Here is a 20,732-nt window from a genome sequence, read left to right as displayed (position 1 = left end):
GTTCTTTTTTTGTGAATAATCTTTTTGTCATTAGTTCCGCTCCAACATCTTTTTTTCTCATTATAAACAAAAAGCCCCTATCAGTAGGACTTTTTTCAAAGTGTCTATCTGATAGGGTACATTTTATTCTACTAAACAGTGTTTTTCTGTACAGATATCTGCCATCATGACTCCATTCAGAAGAATAAAATACATCACCATTTAAAGTTATTATATCGTTACGATTATAAATATCAGGGCCATTAATGACACCGCTTAAACCACATTTGCAAGGCGGTTGTTCAGTAGCAAAATACAGTTTGATTCTTTCAGCGCTACCTACAGGCATTATCTGTGTTGGAATTATTTGATATGCCAGCTGTTTCCCAACTTCTGATCCGCTATGCATTACTTCTAATAGTTCATAGCCTTCAATGTTAGCTTGCTTCATTAATGCAACTAATTCTTCGGAAGCTACCCAATAGCCACTTACATGGACTAAATGACGATCCTTCATTTGCGAAGTATCAATGACTAATGGTGATAGTTGCTCTTTTTCCATAAGACCACACTGCTTACAAAACGTACTGATAGAAAATAAAGTGCCTTTATCATCTACAAACATCTCTGGGGAGTTACCCGTAGAATTTAAAGTAAATAATGACGCTTGTTCATATTCGCTATCCGAAAAATCAAAGTAAAAACGTTCTCCAATAGAGACGATACCTAATTCATGTTCCAATGATTTATATAATGCTGCCACCTGTTCATACGTCACATCTTCATTTAAAGTAAAAATAGGATTAAAAGATGCCTTCAAATTTCTTTTTCTGATTTCAGGCGCACCTACCACAATACCATAACGATTATAAACTTTAATGACTTGATCTTTATTAGATTCATCTATAGAGATTAAATTTTCAAGTTCTACTTTCAAATTATACGCCTACCTTTATTAAAGTTTTATCATGAATATGCTGTCTAGCTAGTAACATTACAAAAAATCCACATTCTACTATATAAATAAATTAGTAATTTATTAATTAATGAACTATACACTTACACTATTACGCACTATGGCAAATAAACTTAACTACGATTAAGTTAAGCGTACCAGTACTTATACCACCATTTCAATGTTGTGTTTACGCCACTTTTTTGGCGGACTTCGCTAGATTTTTTGGCGTGATTTGGCGGTAATACAAAAAAACACCGCCAAAAAATGGCGGTGTTTACTACACCCAATAGGTATTTAGAATTATAAATGTAAAAAATTGTCCTAAGTATGCATAATGTGTCTTGATTCACCCATAAACATACCATTTTATAGAAAAATATAACAATTTTTATATATTATAACACATTATGAAACTAGAGTAAATTCATTCGTTCTGCAAGGTTTACTGCTTCTGTACGGGAATCTACATTGAGTAGGGAAAACAACTGTGTTAAATACCTTTCAGTTGTTCGTTGTGGAATATTTAACTCGATCGCTATTGCTTTATTTGTATGCCCTTTAGCAATCAACCTTAAAATTTTCTTTTCTTTTTCATTTAAATGTATATCGAGCTTTGCATCCTGCAATTTAAAGCGATTATCAAGAAATTCCAGGAAATTTTTTGGTAACACAATTTCACCATTTGCAATGGCTCTAACCGTCCGTAATATTTGCTCTTTAGATGCTGTCTTCGCTAAAATCCCCTCGATCTTTCTTTCCAAAATAAGTGGATAATAATCCGTAATATCATTCCCTGTATAAAGGATAATCGACGCATCAACCTGTATAGCTTTAATTTTCCGAGCTAAATGAATGCCATTTTCCAAAGGCATATTGATATCAATAAGATAAATATCATATGGCTTGTTTTTAATTTTTGGAATGACAGAAGTTGCATCACTTTCTGTATCAACTATAATATCTTCATTTTCTTTAAATAGATTCTTTGTTCCCTCTAACACAATAGGGTGATCATCCACTATGAGCATCGTTATCAAGTGTGTCACTTCCTTCTTTTACTGTAATTCTAATAGACATCCCTTTATTAATCTGGGTATCCATGTAAAAGTGTCCATTAAAGGCTTTTACACGCTCTTGCATACCACGAATCCCCATCGACTCTGCCACTATAATTTCATTTACATTACAACCTACCCCATCATCCTGATAAATGATTTCAAATCCATTGTCCATTTCCTTAAGGTGAATTTCAACAATTGTCGCATAGGAATGTTTCAGAGCATTGTTGAGTAATTCTTGAAATAGACGGTAAATCATTAAATTCATTCGCTCATCCTCTAGATAGAGGCGATCGATTGTATAGATTAACAAAAAGCTAGCTCTTTCTGTTACTTTTCGAATGAGTTTTTCTAAGGCAGCATTTAGCCCTAGTGTGTCTAATAGCGGGGGTTTTAAATTTTCACAATAAGCTCTTAAATCGTGTAAAGATGTCACCATTTGTTGATGAATCTTAACAAGTTTTTGTTGAATTTCTACTGTATCTTTTGCATTTATTAAGACATCTATTTCTCGAGCAATATGGAGTTGCTCTTGTAAGTTCGTATCATGTAATTCTTGAGCCAATTGATATTTTTCCTCTTCAAACCTTAACCACAGTAGTTTGTTTAGCCAAGGTAATTGACCATCATCTGCTTGCTTCATATGCTTTAGTTCCTCTAACAGTTCTTCCACCATTTTTGTATTTTCTATAAAATTATTTACATATAACAGAAGCAACTCGAGCCATAGTAGCTCTTCTTCTTTTAAATGAATTGAATTATTATGCCCCAATACTAAGGCTCTTTTGTAATGAGCATCTTGATGGAGGAAAGCTAGATAGACTTTGTCAAGTTTCCGTATTTCTCCTAATCTTAAATCTTCCATTAACATAGGATTTATAGGAATCTTTCCCTCAACCATTGAAGTAAATTGATTTGTGTCATAGTCATAGGTTAATACAAATACATGCTCAAGCTCAAGGTGCAGTGAAACCTCTTGTGCAAACCTTTCTAGAAGCTCATCTAATTTAATCGTTTTGCCAATTCTATCTACAGCAATATATAACTGATGTATATAATCACCTTTAGTAGAAAACAATATTTTGCGCTTGCGATAATCGACCTTCTCTTTTATGTAGAAAAGAACAACTAACGATAAAAAAGTAAACAATGAAATACCCGATATCACAGTCATCGTTAAAAATTTTCTAGCGATCCAATACAAACCAAAAGCAAACCACAAAGTAAATATTAAAGAGAATATTACATAGTACCGAAGTCTTGTAATGTGATATTCAATATCAAATAATCGTTCCGCTAGTTGAGTAAAAATAAAGCTAAATGGAATCAACAATAAAAATAAAGCACTGATTTCAGCGGAAAGTATATATCGATTAAATAATATAAGTGGAAATGCATAAAGAAACAAGAATGGAAGAAAAGGAATCATTACGCCATTTAACAAAATTTTTAACTGAGGTGATTTATATTTAAAATAGCTTAGCAATAAAATGCCAAGTATAGTAATAAGGAAAATTAAGAAAACAGCTAAAATAATGTTTGATAGGAAATCATGCAAGTCATAATAAATAATACCAATGTAGCCAAATAGCATGGCTATAATAGGGAGTAGATAAAATAATTTGATATTGTTAAAAAGTATCCAACTTGCCTTTAAAAAAATAAAATAATTTCTCAAAAAATGTAAAAACAATACTAAACATAATAGCATACTCCCTCGATTGACGATAATGCCTATACTATTTAGACTGCCAGATGCGCCGCTACTAAGATAGGCTATAGAGACCGAAAGCATAAATAAAATAAGCAATCTTAATAGCGATGTGTTTTTTTGTTTACAATACAAATAAAGCACAATAAAAAATGTTAAAAAATAGTAACACCCTGGGATTACGAATACAAAATAAAAATGCTTAGTAAAATCTAAACTACTTACTTCAACGTTGATTATTTGACCATCAGGCTTCAAAATAGTTAACGTATTTGCCGCCCTAATAACAAAATCCTCTTTGACATAAGGAATAGCGTCGATTGGAACATTATCTATGTTTAAAATAATATCTTTCGCAGAAATCTCTTGCCCATTCAATAATGGTCCATATGATTTTTCCACTACCCAGTTTCCATTTATTTCTTTTATATCTATACCCAAATAAGGCTTGCTATAAGTAACATATAGCAGGTAAAAACCTAGCAGAATGTAAACACTTATAGCAAGCATAAACCATTTTCGTATAATTATATTTATCTCCAGATTGTGTGTTGTAGACATAGTTCTTCTTCGAATGAGTCAAGTATAGCCTGTTGTTCAGTTGCTGAAAAACCTATTAATGCGACTTTCTGTTCTTTTAACAATGATACTAGTGCTGGATTCTGTTCTAAATACTGAATTACATTAATCATAAAAATCTCTCCTCATCTCATTAGTTTTATTAGGTATTCTTTACCTACTTTGTTTATAGCAACATTTTCGAGAATATTCAATGCCTTTAGCTTATAGAGGTTTTTAATCGTAATGGCATAACGTATTGCGCCACCATTTTTCAACTCATTTTCTATAGCATTTTTATCCAAAAATGTAACTATATCTTTATTATAATAGTTTATCACATATTTTGAAACACTATTATTTTGTGACATTAGATAAATAATTGGTAACGAGTATTTTTTATTTAAAAGGTCATTCTTAGGTCCCCATGTTTTTAAACCTTGAATATCATTTTTTATTTGTTGAATGATACCTATGTATTTTCCATACTCTTCTATTTCAGCAGTCGTTTCTCCTTTTGCAAGTGCTTCACCGATAACACAACTCATTGCTGTTAGGGAACCTGATTTTTGGTCAATCATTTGTATATAGGATTGCTCATCTTGGCAATCATTGAGTACATCTAACTGCTGGCCACTAATACTTCGCAAAGCATATTCTTGTAATAATCGAAGGGCAGTATTTTTATGTTCAAAAGTAGTGTTATGTATAGCCTTAGATGACATAACGAGCATGGCTAATGCAACATTTAACGCAAGTTCGGGTGTTTTGCTCCAAATATAGTCAGTATCCTTATCTTGCAAATCATCAATAATATCATAGGACAAAATTAGAAGTTCAATAGCTGCAGCGACTTTATAAATATCATCATTCAAACAATCTACAAATGCTTCGTAATGCCAAAAACATAGTTTGCCAAATGAATAGCCTGTAACTACTTTCTCTGCTTTAAAACTTTTAAGCATTGTCTTTAATTCATCACCAAGCATTGCATCATTTTCAATAAGTATGTCTAAAGATTCGTTAATACGTCCATCTATATCCTTCAATAGCCCTCTTCCTCCTTAATTATATTATCAAATATTATATATATTATTGGTAATTAATTCTAGTATTCACACGTTAAATGAATTTAAATTCACCTTTTGTACTTATCACTGATAATAAAAACATAAATACCGCCAAATAATGGCGGTATTTTCGAATAGCACGCCAGTTTTTTGCTAAAAAGTAGCAAAAAACTGGCGGTATAATAATAATGACCGTCATTTTTTTGGCGTTAACTGACCATTGAAATGGCGTCCGGACTGATGTTACGCTTAAGGTAGGTAAAATTCATCTGTAATACATGTGACACAATCTGGAGTTTTTGTCTTATGATATTTTTAAATTCTCACTAAAAATTCTCCAAATTAGGAGTGATTGAAATGGCTAATGGAGTAAATAACACTATTCTAATACTTACAGAAACTTTTTCCTGCACAATTTATGTAGCGGCAGAAGAAATAACTATTAAAAAGCCTTCACACGAACAACAATCTATTGAACAACTAATTATTCAAGCAGAACAACGAGCTTATCAAGAAACTTTAACAGCATACAAACTTAAATCTACTCTATCTAACTCCATTTGTGATACATATGGTTTTGAAGATACTTTTCAGCAAAAAATGGATGCCTATATGGCCCAATATAAGATTGTAAAAGTATCCGATGACGATTTATTATTATTGTCTTTAGTGAGTCCTTTAACTGCTGGTTTGAATCTTCATACCCCGATGATTTATAAAGCTCCTCATTGCTGCATTATGTATGCCCGAGGGAAGCAAATACAATCTCTTAATAACCATAGCATCGGCAGTAATACCGTTAACTTCCCAACTGATGTTACAGATTATATTGCCTCTACAAAGACTTTCAATTCTGTTACGAAGGCAAGTGAAGCTTATTATTACTGTCCAACTAATTTTACTGGTTTATGCATTAATGAGAGCGGTATTTCTTTTAATATTACTTCAGCCTTCAATAGCTGGAATAAAACTTCCATTAAACATTAAACAGCTATTTTAAATAAGTACAACCTTCATTAGGCTTCATAATGAATCGATTCTTATTGTTTACCTTATCATTTCACCCTTCAATTTAAAAAATGGCGAGGTGTGGTGTAACACAAACAGAGACACCCCCTTGCCTACCATCCTTTTCTTCCCTACTTCGCACCCAATATTGGTATATCTTAAAAAGCAAAAAGAGGTGCCACAAATGACTTGTGACACCTCCCATTTTTATTAACCTTTTACATAGTAAACATCTTGTCCGCTTTCAATGATAAAGTCAGGTTTAGCCTTACCTGCATTTGCTTTATGACCAGCAATATGCTCAGGGCTCTTCTCCCAATTTTTCCATGCTTCTTCGGATTCCCAACGAACCATAATAAGCACTTCTTCATCGCCACGACGTACTTTTTTTACAAGGACTTGCTTATCGATAAAACCTGGTTGCTGTTCAAGTAGTGATGGACCATCCTTTTTAGCTCCAAAACGCTCTACAACCTTATTGGCATTGCCTTCTGTAACGACCATACGTTTAATTTGAACAAACATATTAGTTAAACGCCTTTAAAATATCGTCAGCTTTTGCAGTTTCTGATAATAAACCGCCACCTGATAGGTACCAATATTCTGGATCTAGATAGAAAATTTTACCGTTTTTAGCAGCGTTAGTAGCACTAACAATTTCATTTTCAATAGCAGCTTTCGTACCAGACTCACCTTCAGGGTTAACTGCTGCATCACGGTCAACTACGAATAACATATCTGGGTTTTTCTCACGTACGTACTCAAAGCTTACGTTATCACCATGTGTATCTACTTTAATTGTGTCATCAACAGCTTTTACACCAAATACATCATGAATAACACCAAAACGTGAACCAGGACCATATGCAGCTAATGAACCTTCACTACCTAAAACGATTAAAGCTTTGTCTTCAGATGAAGCAGTTTTTGCTTTGATCTCTTCTACTTTCACTTCATATGCAGCAAATGCATCAGCAGCTTCTTTTTCTTTACCAAAAATTTTACCAGCTAATTCAGTGTTTGTTTTAAATGATTCCATGAAATTCGTGTTATCTACACCAACGAATACAGTTGGCGCAATTTTAGATAATTCTTCGTAAGCAGCCGCTTGACGACCAGAAATAAAAATAATGTCTGGGCCCATAGAAGAAATTGCTTCAAAATCAGGCTCTTTTAAAGAACCAACATTTACATAAGTAGTGTCAGCATATTTGCTTAAATAACTAGGTACAGATTGTTGTGGCACACCTGCAACTTCAACGCCTAAAGCATCTAAAGTATCAAGGAAACCATAGTCAAATACAACAATATTTTTTGGTTGTTCTTTAAGTGTTACTTCTTCAAATGTATTTTCGCCCATTGTACTACCTGGGATTGTGATTGGGTAAGCAGAAGCCGCTTCATTTTGCTCTTCAGCAGGTTTATTATCTTTTGAACCTTTATCGTCTTCTTTTGATTCTTCTTTCGAACTACAAGCAGCTAATACTAAAAGCATCATTGCCATTAGCACAGTAAGTAATTTCCAATTCTTCATTGTGAAATGCTCCTTTAATTGTTTTTATATTTTTAGATAGCTATGACTATCTATTATTACTATGAGTTAAAATACACACAAATGCGACAGCCATTCTGCTCTTGAACAGGGATATCCATATCATAGATTTCCTTTAATGCATCTGAGTTAATAATGTCATTCGTTGGACCATCTTTTACAACACGTCCATTTTTTAAAGCGACGATATAATCAGAATATACGGATGCAAAGTTAATATCATGTAAAACAATGACAACCGTTTTTCCTAACTCATCGACCAACTTACGCAATATTTTCATGATTTGCACGGAATGCTTCATGTCCAAATTGTTAAGTGGCTCATCTAATAGAATATAGTCGGTGTCCTGCGCAATAACCATTGCAATAAATGCCCGTTGACGCTGACCACCCGATAATTCATCCAAGTAGTTATGCTGCATATCGTCTAAATTCATATATTGTATTGCCTCATCTACTTTTTGCTCATCCTCTGGTTTTAGGTTCCCTTTTGAATAAGGAAAACGACCAAATGATACGAGTTCACGTATTGTTAGACGTACATTCATGTAGTTTGATTGCTTTAAAATCGATACGCGCTTTGCAAAGTCATCGGATTTCCAGCGGCGCACATCCGACTTATCCAGTAGTACTTCTCCAGTGTCTGCATTCAGTAAACGGCTTACCATTGAAAGCAATGTTGATTTACCTGCACCATTCGGTCCGATAAAAGACGTAATTTTCCCTGGTGCAACGTCTACACTAACATCTTGAATGACCGGCTTTTTCCCAAAAAACTTAGAAATTTCTTTTACTTGGATCATCCTGCTGACCTACTTTCCTTCAATAATAAGTAGATGAAGTACACACCACCTACAAAGTTGATAATGACGCTAAGTGTTGTATCGAAGTTAAAAATACGCTCGACCATCCACTGCCCACCGACTAAAGCAACAATACTCATCACACAAGAACCTGCGATTAACACAGAGTGCTTGTACGTCTTGAAAAACTGATACGATAAATTCGCTACGATTAAGCCAAAAAATGTAATAGGCCCAACAAGAGCTGTAGAAACGGCAATTAATATGGAAGATAGGATAAGCATGCGCTGTACAAGCTTATCATAAGGTACTCCTAGGTTTATCGCTGTATCACGACCAAGGGACATCACATCAAGTTGGCTCATATGACGCCATCCATATACAAAAGTACCTACAATAACAAGACCGGCTAACCATATTAAATCTGAATTCACATTATTAAAGCTGGCGAACATTTTACTTTGTAAGCTTAAGAACTCGTTAGGATCAATTAATACTTGGAAGAATGTTGTGACACTTCCTAAAAACGTTCCGACAATCATTCCGACTAGCAGTAGGAAATAAATCGGTCGTTTCCCTTCTTTGAACAATACCCGATAGAAAATCAGTGCAAAAATTACCATTGCTGCAACAGCTACCAAGAAATTATATTGCGCGTTAATAACGAATATGGACATAGAACCAAAGAAGTAATAAATAATTGTTTGCACCATCATATATAACGCATCAAGTCCCATAACACTTGGTGTTAATATACGATTATGTGTAATCGTTTGGAATACCACTGTTGAATACGCAATGGCAATTCCCGTTAATGCCATCGCCACCACTTTAATAAGGCGACGAGGGAACGCATAATGATAGTTCCCATTTAATTCATAAAAGACATACAGTAACATAGCAATTACTGCTAGACCTAGTAATATCAACATTTTGGTACGGTTACGCATATGCTCTCCCCCTAAACAACATAAATAGGAAGATGGCACTTCCGATGACGCCGACCGTCATACTAATCGGAATTTCATAAGGGAAAATCAAGACGCGTCCTAAAATATCACATAATAATAGGAAGGACATTCCGAGTAATGCTGTATGTGGTAATGTCTTTGCAAGGTTATCCCCTTTGAATAGCGATATGATATTTGGAATAATTAATCCAAGGAAAGGAATCACACCAACAGTTAATACCACCGTAGTTGTTACGAGCGCTACTAACACTAGACCTAAATTCACAACGAATTTATAGGAAAGACCAAGATTTTTTGCAAAATCTTCACCCATTCCAGCCACTGTGAAACGATTCGCATAAATGTAAGCTAAAATTAGAACAGGTACACTTATGTATAAAAGCTCATAACGACCTTTCATTATTAAAGAGAAATCTCCTTGTAACCATGCAGTAATGTTTTGGATTATATCCGCCTTATACGCAAAGAATGTCGTAATCGACGAAAGAATATTTCCGAACATTAAGCCAATAAGCGGTATAAAAATCGCATCTTTAAACTTTATTCGATTTAATATTTGCATAAACAATAATGTGCCGGCTAAAGCAAATAGGAAAGCGAAGGAAATTTTTTGGAAGTACGTGACATTAGTAAAAAACATCATTGAAATTAGGACACCTAATTTCGTAGCATCTAAAGTTCCTGCTGTAGTTGGTGACACGAACTTATTCCTACTTAAGCTTTGCATAATTAAACCAGCAATACTCATACCTGCACCTGCTAGCAAAATTGCTACAAGTCTTGGTACACGACTAATAATAAATAGTCTAGTTTCTTCTGAACCGAAGTCTAATAAGTCACTTGGTTTAATATTTACTACACCAATGAATAGCGACACAATAGACAACACAACAGTTGCTGTTAAAAGATATCTTATTTTCATTGTAATCCCCGGTAGATTCATTTTTGCTTGTAATTAATTATCGGATGAAAATGATTATCATTACTCACGATTCTCATTATAAGCATCTTTCTATTATCAGTCAACCATCTATTGAGAATTGTTCTCGTTTTAGTTGGAAATACTTTAAAACTTTGATTTTTCAACAATAATATTGGCTAAACGACTTATTTTTCAATCCATTTCAACGCGCTCCCCTCCCCGCAAGTTCTTCCAAAATAAAAAGGTAATTGAGAATGGCGTAGCTTATCCTTCTCAATTACCTTTTATTTACACTACTCGTCTTATGCCTCGTAACCATGCAAAAATAATAGACCCCACCAAAATAAAACCTACATAGCCCATCACTGCATATAATTTTGATACAAGTGTCGTAAAGCCCACTAAGCTTGCCAAAAATCCTAAAACCCCCATAAAAATAACAGCAACCTTAAAGCTAGGCTTTGTTGGTTTAAAAAATCGTACCGTAAACGAATAAAACATCCCTACCGCCGTATTGTAAATCATTCCTAATAATGAAAATGACATTAGTAAACCTACGATTGGATGAATTTCATTCGCCAATGCTAACATTGGAATATCCAACCCGACAATAACGTTCATTTTAGCAAGAAGAGAAAAATGAATAAGTAGAATGAGCGCGCCTAACAACAGTCCCCCAATAATGCCACCCATACCTGCAATTCGTTCATTACGGATTGCGCCACACATCACTGTAAGGAGCGAGAAGCATACGCCGATATTAAAAGACATATACAGCAACGCCGTTACCCACCAGCTTTTAGAGGTTGTTTGTAATTGCTGTTCTGCTATAGTTGCTTGCTCCGCAAACGATAAATCCATCGTAGCTATTGAATAGACTGCAATAATCGTTACGACAGCTAATAAATAAGGCGTTGCAATTGCAATAATATTAATAATGCTTTTTACATTCATCATTACTGTCATCATGGTGAGGGCAATCATACAAATGCTCCCCAGCCATACGGGTAGTCCAAACATTTGCTCAAACGTTGCGCCAGCACCAGCAAACATAATAACTGATACACCAAACAAAAATAGCGATAGAACAAAGTCCATTAAAAAACCAAGCGTATTACCTGAAATTTGATAAATCAAATCCTTATGGGACGTTGTCTGCAACCTCGAACTGATTTGTGCTGTACACATTCCCACAAAGGCAAACCACAGTGTCGCTAAAAGAGCACCTAAAATCCCCTTATTGCCATAACTCGTGAAATACTGAATGATTTCTTGTCCTGATGCAAACCCCGCACCGACGATAATTCCTACATAAGCACCGCCGATTTGTAAGCTCTTTTTCAATCACTTCTCTCCTCGACTATTTATGCAATACTAACAATCATGATGGAAAATAAGCCAAGCTCTACTACCCTTTATAGACTTTTTTGCTAATTGTTAATTTATCAATAATTTCTAAATTCGGCTGATAGCCAATTCCGATGCTCTGTGGCACACGAATATGCCCATCTTCCACTACGATTTCAGGTGTTACAATATCCTCGTACCAATAATGGCTAGAGCCTGCGGTATCACCCGGTAGAACAAAATTGGAAAGCGCTGTTAAAGCGATATTATGTGCTCGTCCGATTCCCGCTTCTAACATGCCCCCACACCAAACAGGAATAGCATGTTGTTGGCAATAGTCATGTATTTTTTTGGCTTCTGTTATGCCGCCTACACGCCCAATTTTAATATTAATTACACCGCAGCTACCTAGCTCAATTGCTTTCCTTGCATCCTCTAGTGATGTAATGCTTTCATCTAAGCAGATTGGTGTTTTCAACTGCTTTTGAAGCTTGGCATGATCGATAATATCGTCTGCTGCAAGTGGTTGCTCAATCATTAGCAGATTAAATGCATCCAACTGTTGTAGCACTTCAATGTCATTTAATGTATACGCTGAGTTTGCATCCGCCATTAACGGCAGATTAGGAAATGCAGCACGAATAGCACGAATGACTTCGACATCGTAGCCCGGTTTTATTTTTACTTTTACCCGTTTATAGCCTTTTTCCACATAGACCTTTATTAGCTCTAATAGCTTTTCAGTACTAGATTGAATGCCTACACTAATGCCTACATCAATAAGGTCCTTGCTTCCACCTAATGCATGGGCAAGAGATTGCTTTGTTTGCTGAGCATATATGTCCCACACAGCACCTTCAATCGAGGCTTTAGCCATACCATTACGCCGAATAGTGGCGAACAAGGTACTAACTTCATCCGGATGTGCAATGTCTTTATGTAGCAAAGCGGGCATTAAAAAGTCCTCTAACATATGCCAAGTCGTTTTTAGTGTTTCCTCTGTATACCAAGGTGCTACAAAAGCAACTGTCTCACCCCATCCAATCGTACCACTTGCATCCTTCACCTCTAAAAGCAATAGCTCTTTTTCAGCAACAGTACCAAAGCTCGTTGTAAACGGTGCTTTCATTGGCATTTTTAAATGCCTAATCGTAATTTCTTCTATTCTCACAAACGTCACTCCTTATCCATATTATAAAGCCAATAAAGAGCGTCTGACCAACAGATAAAAATGAACGTATTCTTTGTGCTTTTTCACACGAACGATTGCATATTCTTGCTCAAAAAAGGTTGTTAAAATCGTACGAATCTTATAACGCCAGTCCTCCGCTAATTTAGGACTCTCCACTTTCATCTTTTGCAAATGCTGTGGAATTGGCACTAAATAAGCATCCTTATAAAATTGTTGCTTACTATCGAATTCACCCTCTTTATCGAGCACAGGTAATCCGTCGACTGTCAGCGACCACGATGCTATTTGTTCTGCCACTTCTTCTAGCTCATCTAAACAATCGTCTGCATGATTGCGCTCAATCCACCATTCGACTGCAATCCTGTCCGAAGGTAGTCCATCATTAAAATCGTCTTGCAGTGGACCGTAATAATCCACCTCATACTGATTACTAAAAGCACTAAGCTTTAAGAACGTTAAATTTGCTAAACGCGCTTCTAATGGATCAATTAACCAGCGAACAAGTTGAAATCCGTTCTCTCGTGCATACTCTTGTTGGGCATGCTTCAATAGTTCTCCCACACCTTGTTCACGATATGTTTTGTCAACACCAATCATGTGTGAGTGTAAATACATTTTTTCGTCCAAATAGCCTACAAAGCAGTAATTAAAACCAATTAGCCGACTTTCAAGAAAAGCACCAAGCAATAATCCACCGTTTTGTACAGCCGCTAACATTTGATGCGATGGAATTGCCTGACTCCCCCAAATTTCAGCATTTAAGCATTGCACCTCAGCAATCTCCGCAGGTGTCATCATTTTTTTAATAACAACGTTTTTTAACATGTTCTGATGCCTCCTTTATGGTTCTAGTTTTAATGCTCCTAATACAGCGTTTGTCAGAATTTCCACTCCTGTTACAAGTCTTGCCTGTTTAAATTTCATTTTTGGATGATGTAACCCTGGTGTTAATCCGCAACCTAGACCAAGCATAGTTGATTTTAAGTGCGGACGTTGCACCGCATAATGGTGAAAATCCTCTCCTCCTGGGGTATGTACAGGCTTACGTAAATTAGACAAGCCAGCAGCCTTGACAATAGCTTGCTCCATAATATATTGAGCCGTCGTATCTACCTCAGCAGCAACAATATTAGCAACTGTTCGTAATTCAATTTGCACTTTATGCAATATTTTTGAAGAATCAATTACGCGCTTTACACCTAGAGAGAGTGTCTCCATTACATCGTTGCGTTGTGCTCGTATATCAATAGTAAAGGCCGCTCTTCCCGGAATAATATTCCCTGAATCTCCCCCTGCTTGAAACTTTGTCATCTTAATGGAGACAGGCACCATTGGATCTGTATGGATAGTGCGTAAATCTTCTATTATCGTTGCCCCTACTTCAATTGCATTTACACCGAGATGCGGTCTTGCTGCATGGGCGTCCTCGCCTATGATTTCCCCTTCAAGTAAGCGGGATGCGCCGTGATACAACGCTGCACAGTATGTACCATCTTCAAGCTCATGGACTGGTCTTAAATGGACGCCAAATAAATAATCTAAATCATCAATAATACCTTCATTTAGAACAGCTAATGCGCCCGTTCCTTTTTCTTCAGCCGGCTGAAAAATAACACGAATTGTTCCTTTAAATAATTGAGATTGCTCTTTCAAAAGTAAGAGCGCACCAATTGCCATTGTCATATGGCCATCATGCCCACAGGAATGATTCGCTCTAAACTCACCATCTACTTCTTGCCATAATGCATCTATATCCGTACGTAAGCCCACTTTGGGATTTCCCTTGCCGATATCAACATAAAGCCCTGTACAATTTTTAAAGCGTTGTGGGGAAAATCCTTCACGCGTCAACAAATCAACAATATAATTTGTTGTCTCTACCTCTTTCCAGCTTATTTCTGGGTGTGCATGTAAATACGTGAAAATCTCCATTAATCTTGGCCTCAAACGATCCAATGCTTCTTTCATGACAACCAACCCCTTAAAATTGTTACTAGTAAGATTATTATAACGAAAAATAGTCCTATTCTACAGAAAATTAAATTATCTTCTAGCTAATAGACTACACAAAAGACAAAAAAGATGCGTAGCAATGTCTTTTAGTTTTGTAACAACTGACATGTGCCTATGGAAAGCACCACCGTAGCGGACAACAACACTTTTCTCTATTATGCAAAATAAACGAAACCTAAGCTGTTTATTCTTTTGCAGTAAACAATAAATAGAATCGTGTACTAGTTGTTGGGAGCGAAGGCGGTGACTCCAGCAGGAACAGCACATAATGTTAGACGCAACAGACCGCGCGTTAGCGAGGGTTGCGGCTTACGGTGTGCCCGCGGAAAGCACTGCCGTAGCGGACAACAACGGCATAGCAAAAAGTGTTAGATTGATGGCAGTCAATCTAACACTTTTCTCTATTATCCCAGCATATTCAACTAATTAATGCCTCGCATCGCTTTAGAAATAATCGGTGAAAGTACTAATAAGAGTATGCCAATAAGAATTGACAATGATCCTAAAAATCCGAAATATGTGAATTCACTTACAACCTCATATACCTTAACAAGTTGAGCGTTAATCGCTTGAGCAGCAGCACTAGTTAAAAACCACAGTGACATTGTTTGTGCAGCAAAAGCTTGTGGAGCTAATTTCGTTGTTGCAGACAGACCTACAGGAGATAATAATAATTCTCCAACTACTACTAAAAAGAATGATAATACTAACCACAACGGACTAACTAAAGCTTGTCCACCAGATAGATGTGCCGGAATCATCATCACTAAAAATGATAGTCCTGCAAAGAATAGTGAATAAGAAAATTTACGTGGTGTGGATGGTTGCTTATCGCCCCATTTTAGCCATAACATCGCAAATAGTGGTGATAATGTAATAACAAATAAAGGATTTAATGATTGGAACCAAGATGATTCCAACTGGAAGCCACCAAGATTTAATTGTGTACGCTCATCTGCATACGTCGCAAGGATTGTTGCACCTTGCTCTTGAATAGCCCAAAACATAACTGCCGCTAAAAACAGCGGAATGTATGCAAGAAGACGAGATTTCTCATCTTTCGTTGTTTTCTTACTGCGGTACATATAAATAAAGAAAGCTGTTGGAATAAGTACACCAAGTATAGTAATAAGTAAACTAAAGACATTCATCGTTAGTACACCAGTTTTAATGCCGATACCACCTAAGACAAGAATAACTAGCGCTACAATAGCGAATTGTGTAAAGACTTTTTTACGTTCTTCTGGTTTTAACGGGTTATTTACTTGTAAGCCCGCTAATCCTAGATATTTTTTCTCTGTTACTTTAAAAACAATTAAACCAATTAACATACCAACGGCTGCTAAACTAAAGCCTAAATGGAAGCTATACTTTTGTCCAATTGTTCCGACAATAAACGGCGCAATGAATGCACCCATATTAATGCCCATATAGAAAATCGAGAACCCTGCATCACGACGACTATCTGTTTCAGCATAAATATCCCCTACAATACTTGAGACATTCGGTTTTAATAAACCAGTACCGATAACAATAAACGCCATCGACGCAAATAACATTGTCACACCGCCAGGGAATGCTAGCAGGAAGTGACCAATCATAATTAATACGCCACCATAAAAAATCGTTTTACGTGTACCTAAAAGTCGATCGGCTATCCAGCCACCAATAATACCCGACATATAAACAAGGGAACCATATATGGCCATAATGGAGTTCGCTGTACCGCGATCAAGACCTAATCCACCTTCATTTAATTCATAATACATGAAGAAAATTAGAATCGCTCGCATCCCGTAGTATGAAAAACGTTCCCAAAATTCTGTGAAAAATAATGTAAAGAGCCCCTTAGGGTGTCCGACAAAACCATTTTGAGGGACGGATTTTACAATTTCATCTTTAGTAGACATAACAATATCCTCTCCCATTTTATTATTCCTTAAAAATATTATTACCCATCAGTAAGGATAAAAAAACTATATTTCATCATACTAAAGCGTTTTAGTCACTTTTTCAAGAGTTTTAAAAAATGTTGAAAATTTATCAGTTTTCTCTATATTCAGATTGATTAGTTGATATTTTCTTAAATATATTGAAATATCTACGTTTTCGCACTTTTTACTTTATCAAAAAAATAAAATATTAATATAATATTGTAAAATACTACATAATCAGAAAATAATTTATTTATTGCAAATAAAAAAATCAATGGCGATAATCACCATTGATTAAAAATTTTTAAATCCCATTATTACTAATTCCTGTAATTTATAGCAAGGTGCATGGCGACCTTATCTCAACGCACAAGCTTTATTCCGTTATAGCTAGGCCCCTTTTCTAGCTACGTGTTGGCTTACTTATATTTTAATTCTATGTTATTTAACTACATAATGTTGATATTTTGCGTAATCGGCTTCTTTTGCTTCAAGCTTTAATAATGTGCCCGCTTCTTCATATGCCGTTTCATAAATCGTCGCATTTTCATTTAAATAAGAAACAACATTTCCTTGCTCATATGGAATAAGCATTTTACAAGTTACATAATCGGAAAAAATATGCTGACGTATAATTTGTAAAAGTTCATCTAAACCATTGCCTTGCTTTGCAGAAATCCAAATATTGTCCCCACTGATAACAGGATACGGAACATTTGCTAAGTCCGCCTTGTTATATACATAAATAGTAGGGATTCCTTCCACTCCAACTGCTTTTAACGTTTCATTTGTAACATCCATCATAAAGCCATGCTCTGCATTTGAAACATCTACAACATGGAGCAATAAATCTGCATCCCGTGCTTCTTCTAATGTAGAACGAAACGCTTTTACTAGATGATGCGGTAACTTACTAACAAAACCAACTGTATCTGTTAATAAAAAAGATTTCTTATCGTGTAATTCAATATAACGGACAGACGTTTCGAGTGTAGCAAATAGCATATCCTTCTCAAATACTTGTTTATGATCCTCTTGTCCAATTTTAGCAAGTAGCTGGTTCATAATAGTCGATTTGCCCGCATTCGTATAGCCTACAATGGATACAACAGGTACAGCATTTTTTCTTCTTTGTTTTCGTTGGGTTTCTCGTTGCTCCTTTACTTGCTCGAGCTCTTTTTTTATTTTAGAAATTTGATCTTCAATTTTTCGTCGATCTAACTCAAGTTTGGTCTCACCTGCTCCACGGTTTTTAAAACCGCCACCAGTACCACCACCTTGACGGCTTAGGGAAGCATGTAAACCGACTAAACGTGGAAGCATATATTGAAGTTGCGCCAGCTCAACTTGCATTTGTGCTTCACGTGTTTTGGCACGGCGTCCAAAAATATCTAAAATTAACATCGTCCGATCAATGACTTTCGTCTCTAAATCGCGCTCTAAATTACGGATTTGTGAAGGTGATAATTCATCATTAAAAATCACAAGATTAGCTTGTGCTTCTTCATAAAAACTTTTTATCTCTTCTATTTTACCTGTCCCGACATAATGAGATGGTGTGACTCGCTCTAAATTTTGCGTGACGATGCCTACCACTTCCACATTTAAAGCTTCAGCTAAATTGGTAAGCTCCTCCATCGAATACTCAAAATGCTTATCATTACGTAAATTAACACCAACTAATATGGCCTTTTCTAACAATACATCTACTTCTTTCAATTTATCCATTCACAATCCTCCCACCAACGCCTTGGTGTTGCTACAACAAATTTTCTTCATCTTACCATATAATGCCCTAAACTGTGTCTTTTAGTCGGCAAAGATTCCTTCCACCGCAGCGTTATTTATACACATACTTCAACGTCGAATCCTCAAAAATAGTCTGCTCATTATAAAAAAACAAATGCGCCCTAGACTAGAAAATTGGGCGCATGCTTTAATGTAGATAAACTATGTTTAGTTAGAAATAAGTAAACTAACATTAACTTACTCTTATCGACTTATCCTCGCTCTTTTTTTAACAATGTTTCAGTACGATCGAATTCTTCCTCGATTTCTGCATTTCTCTTATAAGTCACCATACTTACAACAACGGCAACTATTAAACAAACAAGGAATCCTGGCACGATTTCGTATAAAGTAGTTGAAAGCAGCTTTATTTTACCCCATATAAAGGCTGTTGCCGCACCTGTCACCATTCCACTGAGCGCTCCGTAATTCGTCAATTTCTTCCAATATAATGATAGTAAAATAATTGGACCAAACGCAGCCCCAAAGCCAGCCCAAGCAAACCCTACTAAATTTAAAATGGAGTTTTCAGGGTTCCAAGCTAATATTGCTGCAATTACGGCTACTACTAAAACTGCCATACGCCCAATAAACACATAATGTTTATCGTTTGCTGTTTTATTAAATAGCGCCTTGTAAATATCTTCAACGAGTGCTGAAGAAGTGACAATTAATTGCGATGAAATGGTACTCATAATTGCAGCTAGAATAGCAGCCAACATAATACCCGCGATAAATGGATGGAATAAAATTTGACCAAGTACAATAAAGACCGTTTCAGCGTCTTTTAATTCCCCTGCATTTTGTTGATAGTACGCTACACCTACTAATGCAGTCGCAAGGGCACCAGCAAGGCTTAAAATCATCCAACCAATACCGATACGACGAGCCTGTTTCGTTTCCTTTACAGAACTAATCGCCATAAAACGCACGATTATATGGGGTTGCCCAAAGTATCCTAACCCCCATGCAAGCGATGAAATAATCGCTGCAGCTGTCGCTGATGCTGGTAATAAACTTAAATGTTCTGGGTTTACCGTTTTAATGGATTCTACTGTTTCACTAAGACCACCCGTTAAAAATAGCCCAAATAAAGGTACTGTAATCAGTGCTAAAAACATAATAAGACCTTGTAAAAAGTCCGTATAACTCACCGCTAGGAAACCACCAAACAATGTATAGGCAACAACTACGCCTGATACAATCAATAAACCAGTATGATATTCGTAGCCAAATGAGCTGTCAAAAAACTTACCGCCAGCTACCATACCTGAGGAAACATAGAATGTGAAAAACAATAGAATAATGAGTCCTGAAGCAATTCTGATTAATCTTGTATGATCACGTAAGCGATTATCTAAATAACTCGGTATTGTAATCGAGTCATTAGAAACTTGCGTATAAACCCGTAATCTTGGTGCGACAAACATCCAATTCAAATAAGCTCCTATTGTTAACCCAATGGCAATCCATGCTTCAACAAGTCCTGAAGCATAAATTGCCCCCGGAAGCCCCATTAAAAGCCAACCTGACATATCCGCAGCACCTGCACTCAACGCTGTAACAGCAGGCCCTAATGATCGACCGCCTAACATATAATCTGTTAAATTTGAAGTTTTAACGAATGCATACCACCCGATTCCGAGCATGACAATCATATAAATGATAATAGCGATTAGCTGATAAATATTATCTGACATAAACATTCCTCCTTTTGAACATTATTTTTTAACATAGAATACTTTTCACTATTAATATACCGTAAAATTATCAAAAACAAAAATCCATTTTCTGAATATTCGATTTACCGATTATTTGAAATGGAAAACAACGTGAAGAAAATTGTGTTACACTAATGCCATCTATTA

19 protein-coding genes are annotated in these 20,732 nt (G+C 35.9%); 2 read left to right on the top strand and 17 right to left on the bottom strand.

Annotation, left to right across the window (positions count from 1 at the left end):
* The 5 genes from C9J37_RS14495 to C9J37_RS14475 form a co-directional block, all read right to left on the bottom strand.
* Positions 1-916 (bottom strand): hypothetical protein (locus C9J37_RS14495; RefSeq protein ID WP_235617119.1); only part of this gene is annotated, 916 nt, incomplete at its 3' end.
* A gap of 434 nt (positions 917-1,350) precedes the next feature.
* Positions 1,351-1,965 (bottom strand): response regulator, encoded by a 615-nt coding sequence (locus C9J37_RS14490; protein ID WP_235617123.1) that lies wholly within the window; start codon positions 1,963-1,965, stop codon positions 1,351-1,353.
* Positions 1,949-4,216, bottom strand: a complete 2,268-nt coding sequence (locus C9J37_RS14485; RefSeq protein WP_107895912.1) for a sensor histidine kinase — start codon at positions 4,214-4,216, stop codon at positions 1,949-1,951. The genes C9J37_RS14490 and C9J37_RS14485 overlap by 17 nt, the downstream gene beginning before the upstream one ends.
* A gap of 23 nt (positions 4,217-4,239) precedes the next feature.
* Complete coding sequence (comX, locus tag C9J37_RS14480) at positions 4,240-4,398, bottom strand: competence pheromone ComX (RefSeq protein ID WP_107895911.1); 159 nt, start codon at positions 4,396-4,398, stop codon at positions 4,240-4,242.
* A 12-nt stretch (positions 4,399-4,410) separates the two neighbouring features.
* Positions 4,411-5,313, bottom strand: a complete 903-nt coding sequence (locus C9J37_RS14475) for a polyprenyl synthetase family protein (RefSeq protein WP_107895910.1) — start codon at positions 5,311-5,313, stop codon at positions 4,411-4,413.
* Between the two features lie 378 nt (positions 5,314-5,691).
* On the opposite strand from C9J37_RS14475, the gene C9J37_RS14470 reads away from it, so the two are divergent.
* Complete coding sequence (locus tag C9J37_RS14470) at positions 5,692-6,321, top strand: hypothetical protein (protein WP_107895909.1); 630 nt, start codon at positions 5,692-5,694, stop codon at positions 6,319-6,321.
* Between the two features lie 231 nt (positions 6,322-6,552).
* On the opposite strand, the gene C9J37_RS14465 is transcribed toward C9J37_RS14470, so the two are convergent.
* The 9 genes from C9J37_RS14465 to C9J37_RS14425 form a co-directional block, all read right to left on the bottom strand.
* Positions 6,553-6,867: an antibiotic biosynthesis monooxygenase family protein gene (locus tag C9J37_RS14465; protein WP_107895908.1), complete on the bottom strand. Its 315-nt coding sequence runs from the start codon at positions 6,865-6,867 to the stop codon at positions 6,553-6,555.
* A gap of 1 nt (position 6,868) precedes the next feature.
* Positions 6,869-7,876 carry a siderophore ABC transporter substrate-binding protein gene (locus C9J37_RS14460; protein ID WP_107895907.1) on the bottom strand — a complete coding sequence of 336 codons (1,008 nt, stop codon included), beginning with the start codon at positions 7,874-7,876 and terminating at the stop codon, positions 6,869-6,871.
* Positions 7,877-7,935: 59 nt separating this feature from the next.
* The gene (locus C9J37_RS14455; protein ID WP_107895906.1) at positions 7,936-8,697 is read right to left on the bottom strand and encodes an iron ABC transporter ATP-binding protein; all 762 of its coding nucleotides are present in this window, start codon (positions 8,695-8,697) and stop codon (positions 7,936-7,938) included.
* Complete coding sequence (locus tag C9J37_RS14450; RefSeq protein WP_107895905.1) at positions 8,694-9,647, bottom strand: iron chelate uptake ABC transporter family permease subunit; 954 nt, start codon at positions 9,645-9,647, stop codon at positions 8,694-8,696. Before C9J37_RS14450 ends, C9J37_RS14455 begins: the two co-directional genes overlap by 4 nt.
* Positions 9,640-10,590, bottom strand: a complete 951-nt coding sequence (locus tag C9J37_RS14445) for an ABC transporter permease (protein ID WP_107895904.1) — start codon at positions 10,588-10,590, stop codon at positions 9,640-9,642. Before C9J37_RS14445 ends, C9J37_RS14450 begins: the two co-directional genes overlap by 8 nt.
* A 288-nt stretch (positions 10,591-10,878) precedes the next feature.
* Positions 10,879-11,934, bottom strand: a complete 1,056-nt coding sequence (locus tag C9J37_RS14440; RefSeq protein ID WP_107895903.1) for a YkvI family membrane protein — start codon at positions 11,932-11,934, stop codon at positions 10,879-10,881.
* 64 nt (positions 11,935-11,998) lie between these two features.
* Complete coding sequence (gene menC, locus C9J37_RS14435; protein WP_107895902.1) at positions 11,999-13,108, bottom strand: o-succinylbenzoate synthase; 1,110 nt, start codon at positions 13,106-13,108, stop codon at positions 11,999-12,001.
* 21 nt (positions 13,109-13,129) lie between these two features.
* Positions 13,130-13,954, bottom strand: coding sequence for a GNAT family N-acetyltransferase (locus C9J37_RS14430; protein WP_107895901.1), 825 nt, complete (start codon positions 13,952-13,954; stop codon positions 13,130-13,132).
* A 15-nt stretch (positions 13,955-13,969) separates the two neighbouring features.
* Positions 13,970-15,097, bottom strand: coding sequence for a M20 peptidase aminoacylase family protein (locus tag C9J37_RS14425; protein ID WP_107895900.1), 1,128 nt, complete (start codon positions 15,095-15,097; stop codon positions 13,970-13,972).
* A gap of 313 nt (positions 15,098-15,410) precedes the next feature.
* Here C9J37_RS14425 and C9J37_RS28285 point away from each other — a divergent pair, with 313 nt between their 5' ends.
* A complete protein-coding gene (locus C9J37_RS28285) occupies positions 15,411-15,572 on the top strand; it encodes a hypothetical protein (RefSeq protein ID WP_167397318.1) in 162 nt (53 codons plus the stop codon).
* Here C9J37_RS28285 and C9J37_RS14420 read toward each other — a convergent pair.
* From C9J37_RS14420 to putP, 3 genes are all read right to left on the bottom strand, one after another.
* Entirely contained in the window at positions 15,565-17,052 is a 1,488-nt protein-coding gene (locus C9J37_RS14420) for a peptide MFS transporter (protein ID WP_107895918.1), read from the bottom strand. The two genes, C9J37_RS28285 and C9J37_RS14420, sit on opposite strands and share 8 nt — an antisense overlap.
* A 465-nt stretch (positions 17,053-17,517) precedes the next feature.
* Positions 17,518-18,804: a GTPase HflX gene (hflX, locus tag C9J37_RS14415; RefSeq protein WP_107895899.1), complete on the bottom strand. Its 1,287-nt coding sequence runs from the start codon at positions 18,802-18,804 to the stop codon at positions 17,518-17,520.
* 272 nt (positions 18,805-19,076) lie between these two features.
* Complete coding sequence (putP, locus tag C9J37_RS14410; RefSeq protein ID WP_107895898.1) at positions 19,077-20,564, bottom strand: sodium/proline symporter PutP; 1,488 nt, start codon at positions 20,562-20,564, stop codon at positions 19,077-19,079.
* Positions 20,565-20,732 lie beyond the last annotated feature (168 nt).

Source organism: Lysinibacillus mangiferihumi (genome assembly GCF_003049665.1).
Classification (GTDB): Bacteria; Bacillota; Bacilli; order Bacillales_A; family Planococcaceae; genus Lysinibacillus; species Lysinibacillus mangiferihumi.
Note: the sequence above shows the minus strand (reverse complement) of the source record. Positions and strands in the feature narration are given on the sequence as shown.

Excerpts from the sequence above, each read along its gene's own strand:
- C9J37_RS14490 (WP_235617123.1), bottom strand. The coding sequence starts at position 1,965 with ATGCTCATAGTGGATGATCACCCTATTGTGTTAGAGGGAACAAAGAAT.
- C9J37_RS14485 (WP_107895912.1), bottom strand. The coding sequence starts at position 4,216 with ATGCTTGCTATAAGTGTTTACATTCTGCTAGGTTTTTACCTGCTATAT.
- comX (WP_107895911.1), bottom strand. The coding sequence starts at position 4,398 with ATGATTAATGTAATTCAGTATTTAGAACAGAATCCAGCACTAGTATCA.
- C9J37_RS14470 (WP_107895909.1), top strand. The coding sequence starts at position 5,692 with ATGGCTAATGGAGTAAATAACACTATTCTAATACTTACAGAAACTTTT.
- C9J37_RS14465 (WP_107895908.1), bottom strand. The coding sequence starts at position 6,867 with ATGTTTGTTCAAATTAAACGTATGGTCGTTACAGAAGGCAATGCCAAT.
- C9J37_RS14460 (WP_107895907.1), bottom strand. The coding sequence starts at position 7,876 with ATGAAGAATTGGAAATTACTTACTGTGCTAATGGCAATGATGCTTTTA.
- C9J37_RS14455 (WP_107895906.1), bottom strand. The coding sequence starts at position 8,697 with ATGATCCAAGTAAAAGAAATTTCTAAGTTTTTTGGGAAAAAGCCGGTC.
- C9J37_RS14450 (WP_107895905.1), bottom strand. The coding sequence starts at position 9,647 with ATGCGTAACCGTACCAAAATGTTGATATTACTAGGTCTAGCAGTAATT.
- C9J37_RS14445 (WP_107895904.1), bottom strand. The coding sequence starts at position 10,590 with ATGAAAATAAGATATCTTTTAACAGCAACTGTTGTGTTGTCTATTGTG.
- C9J37_RS14430 (WP_107895901.1), bottom strand. The coding sequence starts at position 13,954 with ATGTTAAAAAACGTTGTTATTAAAAAAATGATGACACCTGCGGAGATT.
- C9J37_RS14425 (WP_107895900.1), bottom strand. The coding sequence starts at position 15,097 with ATGAAAGAAGCATTGGATCGTTTGAGGCCAAGATTAATGGAGATTTTC.
- C9J37_RS28285 (WP_167397318.1), top strand. The coding sequence starts at position 15,411 with ATGTTAGACGCAACAGACCGCGCGTTAGCGAGGGTTGCGGCTTACGGT.
- C9J37_RS14420 (WP_107895918.1), bottom strand. The coding sequence starts at position 17,052 with ATGTCTACTAAAGATGAAATTGTAAAATCCGTCCCTCAAAATGGTTTT.
- hflX (WP_107895899.1), bottom strand. The coding sequence starts at position 18,804 with ATGGATAAATTGAAAGAAGTAGATGTATTGTTAGAAAAGGCCATATTA.
- putP (WP_107895898.1), bottom strand. The coding sequence starts at position 20,564 with ATGTCAGATAATATTTATCAGCTAATCGCTATTATCATTTATATGATT.